At 68.9% G+C, this 12,116-nt stretch carries 10 protein-coding genes; 4 read left to right on the top strand and 6 right to left on the bottom strand.

Annotation, left to right across the window (positions count from 1 at the left end; translation table 11 throughout):
* Positions 1-116: 116 nt before the first annotated feature.
* From ACWEIJ_RS19190 to ACWEIJ_RS19180, 3 genes are all read right to left on the bottom strand, one after another.
* Positions 117-1,352 carry a S8 family serine peptidase gene (locus tag ACWEIJ_RS19190; RefSeq protein ID WP_449838507.1) on the bottom strand — a complete coding sequence of 412 codons (1,236 nt, stop codon included), beginning with the start codon at positions 1,350-1,352 and terminating at the stop codon, positions 117-119.
* 771 nt (positions 1,353-2,123) lie between these two features.
* On the bottom strand, positions 2,124-4,286 hold the full coding sequence (uvrB, locus tag ACWEIJ_RS19185; RefSeq protein WP_449838506.1) for an excinuclease ABC subunit UvrB: 2,163 nt from the start codon (positions 4,284-4,286) through the stop codon (positions 2,124-2,126).
* 55 nt (positions 4,287-4,341) lie between these two features.
* Complete coding sequence (locus ACWEIJ_RS19180) at positions 4,342-5,445, bottom strand: DUF5685 family protein (protein WP_449838505.1); 1,104 nt, start codon at positions 5,443-5,445, stop codon at positions 4,342-4,344.
* A 14-nt stretch (positions 5,446-5,459) separates the two neighbouring features.
* On the opposite strand from ACWEIJ_RS19180, the gene ACWEIJ_RS19175 reads away from it, so the two are divergent.
* Together ACWEIJ_RS19175 and ACWEIJ_RS19170 are read left to right on the top strand one after the other, a co-directional pair.
* The gene (locus tag ACWEIJ_RS19175; protein WP_449838504.1) at positions 5,460-6,005 is read left to right on the top strand and encodes a DUF402 domain-containing protein; all 546 of its coding nucleotides are present in this window, start codon (positions 5,460-5,462) and stop codon (positions 6,003-6,005) included.
* An 88-nt stretch (positions 6,006-6,093) separates the two neighbouring features.
* Entirely contained in the window at positions 6,094-6,612 is a 519-nt protein-coding gene (locus ACWEIJ_RS19170) for a DUF402 domain-containing protein (RefSeq protein WP_449838503.1), read from the top strand.
* Here the strand turns inward: ACWEIJ_RS19170 and coaE are convergent.
* From coaE to rpsA, 3 genes are all read right to left on the bottom strand, one after another.
* Positions 6,588-7,736 (bottom strand): dephospho-CoA kinase, encoded by a 1,149-nt coding sequence (gene coaE / locus ACWEIJ_RS19165; RefSeq protein WP_449838502.1) that lies wholly within the window; start codon positions 7,734-7,736, stop codon positions 6,588-6,590. The two genes, ACWEIJ_RS19170 and coaE, sit on opposite strands and share 25 nt — an antisense overlap.
* A 10-nt stretch (positions 7,737-7,746) precedes the next feature.
* A complete protein-coding gene (locus ACWEIJ_RS19160) occupies positions 7,747-8,364 on the bottom strand; it encodes a hypothetical protein (protein ID WP_449838501.1) in 618 nt (205 codons plus the stop codon).
* A gap of 258 nt (positions 8,365-8,622) precedes the next feature.
* Positions 8,623-10,116, bottom strand: a complete 1,494-nt coding sequence (rpsA, locus tag ACWEIJ_RS19155; RefSeq protein ID WP_355436231.1) for a 30S ribosomal protein S1 — start codon at positions 10,114-10,116, stop codon at positions 8,623-8,625.
* A gap of 179 nt (positions 10,117-10,295) precedes the next feature.
* Between rpsA and ACWEIJ_RS19150 the strand changes: the two genes are divergently transcribed.
* Both ACWEIJ_RS19150 and ACWEIJ_RS19145 read left to right on the top strand, forming a co-directional pair.
* The gene (locus ACWEIJ_RS19150; RefSeq protein ID WP_449838500.1) at positions 10,296-11,129 is read left to right on the top strand and encodes a class I SAM-dependent methyltransferase; all 834 of its coding nucleotides are present in this window, start codon (positions 10,296-10,298) and stop codon (positions 11,127-11,129) included.
* An 11-nt stretch (positions 11,130-11,140) separates the two neighbouring features.
* Positions 11,141-12,064, top strand: a complete 924-nt coding sequence (locus tag ACWEIJ_RS19145; protein ID WP_449838499.1) for an N-acetyltransferase family protein — start codon at positions 11,141-11,143, stop codon at positions 12,062-12,064.
* Positions 12,065-12,116 lie beyond the last annotated feature (52 nt).

Below are 12,116 nucleotides of genomic sequence, written 5' to 3'. Positions count from 1 at the left end.
ACTCGATGCCGACGCCACAACGGGATTCGCCACCGCCGCCGCAACGTCGAGCCGCCCACTCCCCTCCTCGTACACGCTCCGCCCAACGGATCGCGCCGCCCCGGTGAGCGCAGCCTTCAGCTCCCACCCGGACCGCCCCGGATGAGCCTGCTCACCAACGCGGCCGCCCCCGCGACGTGCGGCGCGGCCATCGACGTCCCATCGGCCCGCGTGTGCAGGTCGTCAATCGGCTCACCCATGCTCGTGCCAGCGGCCCGCGCCGCCCCGATCCTTTCCCTGGGCGCCACCACATCGGGTTTGACCGCGAAATCCCCGACCCGCGGCCCCCGACCGGAGAACCGGCTCAACCGATCACTCTCGCCGACACTCCCCACAGCGAGTGCGGCATCAGCCGCCGCAGGAGAACTGACCCCGTCCTCCCCTCCGTTCCCGGCGGCGACCACGAACAGGGTGCCGTGCTGCTCGGAAAGGCGGTCGACGGCAAGGGACAGGGGATCCGCGCCGTCAGTCGCCCCACCGCCAAGACTGAGGTTGACCACCTCAGCCCGCGGCGCAGCCCACTCCATACCCGCCAGAACCGCAGACTCGTCACAGGTGTCCTCCACACACACCTTCCCGACGAGCAACCGCGCGTCCTTGGCGACACCCCCGAACACCCCGTCCCCGGCAACGGTCGACGCCACGTGCGTCCCGTGCCCGAAGGTGTCCCGCATCCCGCTGCCGGTGAAGTCGTCGGCCTCCAACACCTTCCCCTGCAAGTCCGGATGTCCGGGGTCGTACCCGCCGTCCAGCACCGCAACGGTGACCCCACGCCCGGTGAACCCACCCCGCCAAGCCGCAGGCGCCCCGACCTGCGCAAAACTCTCCGCGTCCAACAAACGAACGCGCCCGTCCAACCACAGCTTCCGATCGTCCGAGCCGCTCTTGATGCCCTCCTGAGCAACCCCGAGCGCACTCTTGGCGGGCGCCACCGCCCTCCGATCGAAGATCAGGGGCAACGTGTCCCGGCTACCGTCATCCCGCCCCTGCTCAACGAGCCCGGTGACGTCGAACAACCGCTTGTCGACCTTGCCACCGCGGATCAACGGCACAGCATCCTGCGGCACCACCAGAACATGCCCTCTGGCCGTACGCCGCTGGTGAAACAGCACGCCATCCCGCCCGGCTCCAGGCATGACGGTGACCCGATCCCCTTGCACAGCAACACGATCACCAGTGACAAGGGTGACCACCTTGGCAGCCGCAAGGACCGACGGAACGCGGGAAGGCAGCCGCTCAGTGCCCGCCGGAGGAACCACCACGCCCCCGGCAACCACAACGAAGACAGCACCCACCGCCACCCCGCGCAGCATGAAAGCCTCCCGCCCGCAACCGAACCCGGCAGCGCAGCGGCGAGTGCGCGAGATCGACAGTGGCCGGGAATGGGTTTTCCGTCAAGCGCCACCCGGCGTACACCCGCGCCGCCACGGGGGCGGAGGCCCGAGGGGGAACACGCAGAGCGCGACCGGATGCGGCAGGGCCGAGCGCGGCAGAGTGCAACAGATCCGGCGAAGGCGGAGGTCGACCGAGAGGAGCCGGCCGACCGCGGCCAGCGGCAATCTCAGATCATCCGCGAAGGCGAAGCCGAGCCGTGTTTTCCACAGGGGCCCGGTGGGGTGGTCCCGTCACGAGTCGTGCCACAGCTCTTGCCGCGCCCGAGGGGTCAGGTCAAGCCGACACGCTTTTCGTCGGCTTGACCTGACCCCTCGGGTGTGGCTCGCTCCTGGCGCGACTCGTGACGGGACCACCCCACACCGCTAGCACCAACGCAACCGGCAGCCGCCGTAAGCAACCGGCGTGCCATCAACCCGCGTAAGGCGCTGGCCGGTCCTTGATCAGATTGGCGGGGTCCGGGGCGGAGCCCCGAAAGCCAGAAAACCGAGCCAACGGTGCCAACGCACCCACCTACGGACGCGGAACGCGACCCGCCCAACGCGAGCCGACCACCCGCAAACCCGCGTCACGCAAGCCGACCACCCGCCCGGTCGCCTCTCGCAAGGCAACCGCCCACGGTGCCGCGTACAGCAAGGCAACCGCCCACGGTGCCGCGTACAGCAAGGCAACCGCCCGCGGTGCCGGCACGCTCACTTGACCCCGGCCGCGTCCATCCCCCGCAGCTCCTTCTTCAGGTCCTGGATCTCGTCCCGCAGCCGAGCCGCCAGCTCGAACTGCAGGTCCCGGGCAGCGTTCATCATCTGATCGGTCAACGACTGCACCAGGTCCGCGAGCTCCGACCGAGCCATCCCGGCCCGCTCGTGCGAGGCGACCACGCCGGAGGAGCGGCCGCCCTCGCCGGTGGCGCGCTTGCCGCGCGACTGGTTTCGGCCGGAGCCGCCTACCGGGACCTCGTCCTCGGCCTCGGAGTACACGGCTTCCAGGATGTCGGTGATCTTCTTGCGGAGCGGCTGCGGGTCGATGCCACGCTCCTCGTTGTACGCGACCTGCTTGGCGCGGCGGCGGTTCGTCTCGTCGATGGCGTGTTGCATCGAGTCGGTGACGCGGTCCGCGTACATGTGGACCTCGCCGGAGACGTTGCGGGCCGCGCGGCCGATCGTCTGGACCAGTGAGGTGCCGGAGCGGAGGAAGCCCTCCTTGTCGGCGTCGAGGATCGCCACCAGGGAGACCTCGGGGAGGTCGAGGCCCTCGCGCAGCAGGTTGATGCCGATCAGGACGTCGAAGTCGCCCAGTCGCAGCTGGCGGAGCAGCTCTACGCGGCGGAGGGTGTCGACCTCGGAGTGCAGGTAGCGGACGCGGATGCCCAGTTCGAGCAGGTAGTCGGTGAGGTCCTCGGCCATCTTCTTGGTCAGGGTGGTGACCAGGACGCGCTCGTCGCGTTCGGCTCGTTCGCGGATCGAGTGGACCAGGTCGTCGATCTGGCCCTCGGTCGGCTTCACGACGATCTCGGGGTCGACCAGGCCGGTCGGGCGGATGACCTGCTCGACGAACTCGCCACCGGACTGACCCAGCTCGTACGGGCCCGGCGTGGCCGACAGGTAGACGACCTGGCCGATGCGGTCGGCGAACTCCTCCCACGTCAGCGGGCGGTTGTCCAGGGCGGAGGGCAGGCGGAAGCCGTGCTCGACCAGGTTGCGCTTGCGGGACGCGTCGCCCTCGTACATGCCGCCGATCTGCGGGACCGTCACGTGCGACTCGTCGATGACCAGCAGGAAGTCGTCCGGGAAGTAGTCGAGCAGCGTGGCCGGCGCGGTGCCGGGGCCGCGGCCGTCGATGTGGCGCGAGTAGTTCTCGATGCCGTTGCAGAAGCCGACCTGGCGCATCATCTCGATGTCGTAGGACGTGCGCATGCGCAGGCGCTGGGCCTCCAGCAGCTTGCCCTGCCGCTCCATCTGGGCGAGCGTCGTCTCCAGCTCGGCCTCGATGTCGCGGATCGCGCGCTCCATGCGCTCCGGGCCCGCGACGTAGTGGGTGGCCGGGAAGATCCGGAGATCGGACACCTCGCGGACGACGTCACCGGTCAGCGGGTGGAGGTAGTAGAGCTTGTCGATCTCGTCGCCGAAGAACTCGACGCGGATGGCGAGCTCCTCGTAGGACGGGATGATCTCGACCGTGTCGCCGCGCACCCGGAACGTGCCGCGGGTGAACGACATGTCGTTGCGGGTGTACTGGACGTCGACCAGCAGGCGCAGGAACGCGTCGCGGTCGACCTCCACGCCCACCTCGAGCGGGATCGAGCGGTCGAGGTACGACTGGGGCGTGCCCAGGCCGTAGATGCACGACACCGAGGCGACCACGATGACGTCGCGCCGGGTCAGCAGCGACATGGTGGCCGAGTGCCTCAACCGCTCGACGTCCTCGTTGATCGAGGAGTCCTTCTCGATGTACGTGTCCGTCTGCGGGATGTACGCCTCTGGCTGGTAGTAGTCGTAGTAGCTGACGAAGTACTCCACCGCGTTGTGCGGGAAGAGCTCCTTCAGCTCGTTCGCCAGCTGCGCGGCCAGGGTCTTGTTCGGCGCCATCACCAGGGTGGGGCGCTGCAGCCGTTCGACCAGCCAGGCCGTGGTCGCCGACTTGCCGGTACCGGTGGCGCCGAGCAGCACGACGTCGCGCTCGCCCGCGCGCACGCGGCGTTCCAGCTCGTCGATGGCCGCGGGCTGGTCACCGGCCGGCTGGTACTCGCTGACCACGCGGAACTGCCCGCCGGTGCGGACGATGTCGCCGACGGGACGGTGCTCGGAGTGCGCCTTGACGGTGCTCTCCTCTGGCGGGAGCTCGGTTGCGAAAGCCACGGGAAGCACGTTACGCCGGGGGTCTGACAATTTCAGATCGGCCCTGGTCAGAGCACTAATCACACGGGCAACAGCCGCAGTCGCAGTCGCAGCAGTCACAGCAGCCGCTGTCGCACCCGTCGCAGTCGAACAGGTTCTCGCGGCGCTTGTCGCTCCACGGGCCGGGGAACGGGTCGCGACAGCAGAACTGGCACGTGCCGCACATGTAGAGGAACGCCCCGCAGCCCGTGAAGCACCCGCGCGGCTGCGGCTGCCAGTTCAGCCTCGGGTACGCCCACAGCCCGCTGCCCGGATCCGACCACCTCGGTTCGTCGGACGTCCGCTTCCCGAACACCCGGATGATCGACTCCTCCAGCTCGTGCACCAGCAGCTTGTGCACGAGCCGCGCGTCGGTGAACTCGGCCTCGTCCAGCGCCAGCCGGATGCCCGTCACGGCGTCCAGGCACAGCCGGTGCGCCTCGGCCACCGGCGTCCCCGTGGCCAGCAATGGGTTCCACGCCCCGGACGCGCGGTCCTCCTCAAGGTCCTCCGCGGCATCGATCAGGTGCGCCACCCGCCCGAACAGCCGCCCCACCTCGCGCAACGGCTCTACGTTGCCGGGCCGCCCGGCGATCACCGCGGTCTGCGCGACGGCGAACCCGGTCGCGGTCTCCGTCGGCTCGGTCACCACGAGCACCGAGCTGCCCAGCCCGGCCGCCGCCTCGACGACTGACTGCCGCCGCACCGAGTCGATCATCACCGAGGCGTCGAACCCGAGGTCGGACGCCGTCCCGACGCCCTTGGCTGCCCACCGCCGCGCCACCGCGCGCCCCGCCGGGCGGAACCGGCCGGCGAGCCCGTCCCCGTCGTCCACGTGGTCGTGGATCTTCAACGACGCCAGCACCAGCGACACCGACGCCGCCAGCCGCGCCCCGGCCCCCACGGCCACGTCCGCGGACTTCATCCCGCGCAACGCACACGGCCCCGCGGACCGCCGCGAGAGCCCGCTCTGCGCCTCCACCACCGCCGAGATCAACAGCCCGTCGTAGTTGGTCACGAGCCGCGCGAGATGACCGTGCTCGTCGCGCAACGACAGGCACATCCCGCACAGGTGCGCGAGCCACGCGGACCGCAGCTCAGCGCCCATTCTGTTGCGGCAGGGGCGGATGATCCCGAACATGCGCGGCATCCTAAGTGGCCGGACGCGCCGGTGATGGCAGTATCGGCGACGTGGCACACATCCATCCGCCGAAGATCGAGTACTTCGACCTGGACGCCAAGAGCAACACCGATCCCAAGGGGCAGTTGAGGAGCGTCGACGAGTACCGCCTCACCCCGACGGGCCTCTACATGTTCCGGCCGCTCGCGGGGCACCCGAAGATCAGCCACTTCGAGAGCTGGTTCATGCCCAAGCTCAACCTCCGCGTCACGCGCCAGTCCTGGCATCCCGGCCACCGGCTCGACTTCGACTTCTACGTCGACGTCGTGGAGATCAACGCGATCGGGAGCGTCTGGAAAACAACCGATCTGTACCTCGATCTGATCGTCCGAACGGGTCACAGCGTCACCGTTCTGGACACGGACGAGTTGATCACCGCAGTTCAGCACAACCTGATCACGCCAGAACGCGCGCAATGGGCGCTCGAAACCACCTACTCAGCGGTGTCGGGAATTTCAGCGCACGGTCACGATGTGGTCAGGTGGCTCACCTCTTCGGGTTGTCCCACCACCTGGCGTTGATACACAGAGTGTGGTCGTCATCTGACCGTGACGTAACGAATCGACCCGGCGTGTAACTGGGCGCACTTATTTGACTACCCTCAGCGGCGTGGGAGCGGTCACTACACCTCAGCTGGTCGACGTCATCGACACTATTTCGGGCGTGCGCACTTATTCGTCCGGTGGCACGCGGACCCTCAGTTCGTGCGACGTCGAACGGTGGGGTTTGCGGATCGAACATCCCACCCCGGAAGACCCGTTCTCCGACGCCGAGGTCACCTGGCTGCTGCCCGAACTGGGCCTGCGCCTCACGACCTACCGCGCCCGCTCCCGCCACGCCCGCAGCGGCCCGAGCGTGCTCTCCGCCGTGCGCGTCGAGCGCGACCACCGCCACTGGCAGACCACGGACCTGTTGCTGGGCCTGGCAGTTCCCGGCGGCACCACCGCCCGCATCGTCCGCAGCGAGGAGTTCGCCGCCGCCGTGGCGGGCCGGGTCCTGCGCCCAGGCGACGCCGACCAGGCCCTGCGCACGGTCCACCGCACCCTCGAAGAGCTCAGCAACGTCAACCACAACCTCACGAGCTGGCTGACGTGGCAGGGCATCTACGACGCCTGGCCACCCCTGTAAGCCGCAATGCGCGCGACGGCCGCCTCCATCCACGGCTCCTTCGCCTCGCTGTAGGCGAACCCGTTGCCGTCGGCCGCGAACCGCTGTGACAGCTCCAGCTTGAGCCCCGCGTACTCCTCACGCGCCGCGGCGTCGTGCCGCAACCAGTCGCGGAAGTCCACCGCCCACCGCCAGTTGGCAGCACCTTCGACCCGCAGGTGCAGGTTCACCCGCCGCCCCGGATCGGCGCCGGCGTGCAACCGCTTGCTCCAGTCACCCTCACCGCGCGGCGTGTCGACGTACGGCCCCACGTACGGAAACCCGGCCTGCCCCAACGTCTCCCGCAACGAGTCAGCGGTGGCCATGTCCTCGACGGCGAGCTGGAAGTCCAGCACGTCCTTGGCCGCAAGCCCCGGCACGGACGTCGACCCGATGTGCTCGACCCGCCGCCCACCGGCCGCCACGCTGATCCGCCGCGCGACCCGCCGAGCCTGAACGGGCCAGCGCTCGTCGTACGGCACCACGATCGGCGACCCGGCCGCGTACGACTGAGTCCGCACGTTCTTCTCGAACCCGACCAGCCGATCCCACAACCCGGTGACGTCCGGAACCTCACCGCTGTTGTCGAGCCACACGTCCGCAACGGCCCGCCGCTGCTCGTCCGTGGCCTGCGCGGCGATCCGGTTCTCGGCATCCCGCCGATCCATCCCACGACTGCCGACCAACCGCCGCAGCCGCGTCTCCACGTCCGCGTACACCACGATCACCAGGTGGTAGGCCGCCGCGATGTCCCGCTCCACCAGCAACGGGATGTCGTGGACGACGATCGCGTCCTCCGGCGCCTCGGCCATCCGCTGCCCGGTCAACGCCCCGATCCTCGGATGCGTGATCGAGTTGAGCGTCTGCCGAGCCTCGTCACTGACGAACGCCTTGGCCGCCAACGCCGCCCGGTTCAACGTGCCGTCACCGTTCAGCACGTCGTCCCCGAACGCCTTGACGACCTCCCGAAGCCCCTCGGTCCCCGGCTCCAGCACCTCACGCGCAAGCTTGTCCGCGTCGATCACGACCGCACCCTTGTCGGCGAGCAGCTTCGCGACCGTCGACTTGCCGGACCCGATTCCCCCGGTCAACCCCACCCTGAGCATGCCGCACAGGCTAGACCGGCGGCGTCATGGCCTGCTGAGCGAGTACCGGCAGCACCGCCATGAGCCGAGCCTGCGGCACGAAGTTGTTCCGGTTCCGCACCACGAACGTCGACTTCCCGAGCGACCCGATGAGCAACTGCTCGTCCTTGCCCTCGATCAACGTCCCCTTCTGCTTCCCGACGTCGACCTCGGTGATCTTCGCCCCGTCCTGCCGCTCGGCCTCAACGCTCTCAGTGACCCGAGTACGAGCCGTCAACTCGTCCACGTACGTCGACAACCCAATGATGATCTTGGCGTCGTCGAGCCCGCGCTTCTCGGGAATCCCGTAGTAACAGTCGATCTTCCCGGTCTTCCCGATCGACGGCTCCTTGATCCCGACGATGATCCGCGGCTCCCCGGGCAACTCCTGCCCGAGCGTCGCGTTCATGACCTCAACGGGCACCACGAGCTCGCAGTCGTCCGGCAGCGGCCGATCCACCATCACCGGCACCCGCGACGGCTTGGTGGGCGGGGTGATCTTCGGGATCTGCGGCGGCGGCGCCTGAGTCTGCGGCGCCGCAGACGAGCAGGCCACGCAGCCCGACAGCACAACCGCGCCAAGCACCACGACGAACTTGTTCCCACGCATAGGTTTGCCAACCTACACAACGAGGTTCGGCCTCCACCACAGAGTGAACGGGTGGCCTCCACCAACGGGACGAGCCAGATCATCCGCGAAGGCGGAGCCGAGCAGTCTTTCCAGAACAACCCGGTGGGGTGGTCCCGTCACGAGTCGTAGGCCCACACACCGCAACCCAACAACGCGACCCGCCCAAGCCGCGAACGGACAAAGGCCCCCGCACCGCGAGGGTGCAGGGGCCTGAGTCAGATCAAGCTAGGCAAGCACTCACATGCCGCCGGACAGCTTCTCCCGAAGCGCAGCGAGCTGCTCGTCCGAAGCCAGCGTGCCACCGGACTGAGCCGGCGCACCCACCGAGGTGGTGCCGGAAACGTCGCCACCCGAGGTGTAGTTGCCCGCACCCTCGGCGGACGCCTCCTCCTCGGCCTCGGCGGCCTTGCGGATCTGCTTCATGTGGGCCTCGTAACGAGTGTGGGCCTCAGCGTACTGACGCTCCCACTCCTCACGCTGCTTGTCGAAGCCGTCCTGCCACTCCTGGGTCTCCGGGTCGAAGCCCTCGGGGTAGATGTAGTTGCCCTGGTCGTCGTACTCGGCGGCCATGCCGTACTGGGTCGGGTCGAACTCGGTGTCGACCGTGAAGCCCTCGTTGGCCTGCTTGAGCGACAGCGAGATGCGGCGACGGTCGAGGTCGATGTCGATGACCTTGACCATGACGTCGTCGCCGACCTGGACGACCTGCTCCGGGATCTCGACGTGGCGCTCGGCCAGCTCGGAGATGTGGACCAGGCCCTCGATGCCCTCGTCCACGCGGACGAACGCACCGAACGGAACCAGCTTGGTGACCTTGCCCGGCACGATCTGGCCGATCGCGTGGGTGCGGGCGAACTGACGCCACGGGTCTTCCTGGGTCGCCTTCAGCGACAGGGAGACGCGCTCGCGCTCCATGTCGACGTCCAGGACCTCGACCGTGACCTCCTGGCCGACCTCGACGACCTCGGACGGGTGGTCGATGTGCTTCCAGGACAGCTCCGAGACGTGGACGAGACCGTCGACGCCACCCAGGTCCACGAAGGCACCGAAGTTGACGATCGAGGACACGACGCCCTTGCGGACCTGGCCCTTCTGCAGCTGGTTGAGGAACTCGCTGCGGACCTCGGACTGGGTCTGCTCCAGCCACGCGCGGCGGGACAGGACCACGTTGTTGCGGTTCTTGTCCAGCTCGATGATCTTCGCCTCGAGCTCGCGGCCGACGTACGGCTGGAGGTCGCGGACGCGACGCATCTCGACGAGCGAGGCGGGGAGGAAGCCGCGGAGGCCGATGTCGAGGATGAGACCACCCTTGACGACCTCGATGACCGTGCCGCGGACCGGCTCGTCCTTCTCCTTGAGGGCCTCGATGGTGCCCCAGGCGCGCTCGTACTGGGCGCGCTTCTTGGAGAGGATCAGGCGGCCTTCCTTGTCCTCCTTCTGGAGAACAAGAGCCTCGACCTCGTCACCGACGGAGACAACCTCGGCGGGATCGACGTCGTGCTTGATCGACAGTTCGCGCGAGGGGATGACGCCCTCGGTCTTGTAGCCGATGTCGAGCAGGACCTCGTCCCGGTCGACCTTGACGATCGTGCCCTCAACGATGTCGCCGTCGTTGAAGTACTTGATCGTCTTGTCGATAGCAGCGAGGAAGTCCTCCTCCGTCCCGATGTCGTTGATCGCGACCTGCTTCGGCGCAGCGGCAACGGGGGCGGTGGTGGTGTCGGTGGACATTAGGTAGGTGGCTCCGGTACGGATTGGCATTAATGAGTGGTAGTGGTGCGCGCGCAGCGTCGCAGCGACCTGGAATCCCGACCGTTCTGGATCATGGGCAGCACTAACCCACTACGCACGCGATATCGTACGCGGCCGCCAGACGCGCAAGCAAACCAGCCCCCATGTGAAGGAGCAGTGTGTCCAACCAGCACGCGAGCGCGGAGCACGCGCTCGGCACCGCCGGCATCGTCAAGCGCGGGGCGGACGCCGCCGAGTCACGCGCGGCGAACCGCGTCTGGTGGGACGCCGACGCCGACGACTACCACGAGACGCACGGCGACTTCCTCGGCGCGGCCGACTTCGTCTGGTGCCCGGAGGGCCTGCGCGAGGAGGAGACCGGCTTCCTGGGCGAAGTCGCTGGTCAGCGCATCCTGGAGATCGGCTGCGGCAGCGCCCCGTGCGCGCGCTGGCTCAAGGCCAACGGGGCGGACGTCACCGCGCTCGACATCTCCGAGGGCATGCTCCGGCACGCCCGCGAGAACAACGCGGCGACCGGCATCGAGGTCCTGCTCGTGCAGGCCAGCGCCGACCAGCTGCCGTTCCGCGGCGGCACCTTCGACGCCGCCTGCTCGGCGTTCGGCGCCGTGCCGTTCGTGGCCGACGTCGAGGAGGTCTTCGGCGAGGTCGGCCGCGTCCTCAAGCCGGGCGCGAGGTGGGTGTTCGCCGTGAACCACCCGATGAGGTGGATCTTCCCGGACGACCCGGGCCCGCTCGGCCTCACCGTCACGCAGTCGTACTTCGACCGCACCCCCTACGTGGAGGTCGACGCCGAGGGCCACGCCACCTACGTCGAGCACCACCGCACGCTCGGCGACTACGTGAAGGCCCTCACGAACACCGGCTTCGTCCTGGAGGACCTCGTCGAGCCCGAGTGGCCGAAGGGGCACACCCGCGTGTGGGGCCAGTGGAGCCCGCTGCGGGGCAGGCTGTTCCCCGGCACCGCGATCTTCCGCACACGCCTGACGTCGTAATCTCAACGCCCATGACCTCGGCGCGCGGACTAGTGGCGGCCCAGTCGGCCCGTTTCACCTCACTGGACCCGCTGCTCCCGGCCGCCGCCGAACCTCCGGCGGACGGGCACGTCATCACGGCGGCGCTCGCGGACGGCACGCGGGTGGCCGGGGTCATCAGCCACCGGACGTTCGACGAGCACTCCACCACCCGGCTGTGGTCGACGGCGCAGGTGTGGGAGCTGGTGCCGCTGGTCGGCACCTCGCAGGGCATGGACGCACTGCTCACGCGCTTCCGCCGGCACCTCGACGCGCACGAGCCGGGTGACCACGACAGCGCGTGCGTGGTCCATTGGCCGAGCCGCGACACCAGGGCCGCACGCGCGTTCCTCGACCACGGCATGGTGCCGCTGTCCGTGCTGGCGGTGCGCCTGCGGACTCCTCCGGCCCGCGTCCAGCGCACGCTGACGATCCGCCGCGCCACCCCGCACGACCTGGACAGCGTGCTGGAGCTGTCGCTCGCGGAACTGGAGTACTCGTCGTTCGTCGGCTCCACGATCGTCCGGCCGGAAGCGCGGGCCATCAAGCAGCGGGCCCTGGCCGAGCGCCTGGCCAACGCGAGCCCGATCTGGCTCGCCGAGCGCGACGGCATCGCGGTCGCGCTGGCCGAGTGCGCGATCGTGTCGTCCGAGCCCGGCTCGATGGCCGCGACGAGGCTGCCGCGCGGCCGCTGGGGCTATGTGAACTGCCTCTCCGTGCTGCCCGGCGCCCGCGGCACGGGCATCGGCCAGCAGCTCGTCGCCCACGCCCACCAGGAGCTGCACCGGATGGGCGCGGTCGGCACGTACCTCTACTACAACCCGCCGAACCCGTTGAGCAGCGTCTTCTGGCCGCGCCAGGGCTACCGGCCGTTGTGGACCGTGTGGGAAGTACGCCCGGCATCCGCCCTTAGGTGACCTATGTCCGACTTGCCAGCGGACCCGTCCTGCGCCAGAATTTGTACTGACC

The sequence above is a fragment of the Lentzea sp. NPDC004789 genome (assembly GCF_053601075.1).
This window is presented reverse-complemented; position numbering and strand designations above follow the sequence as displayed.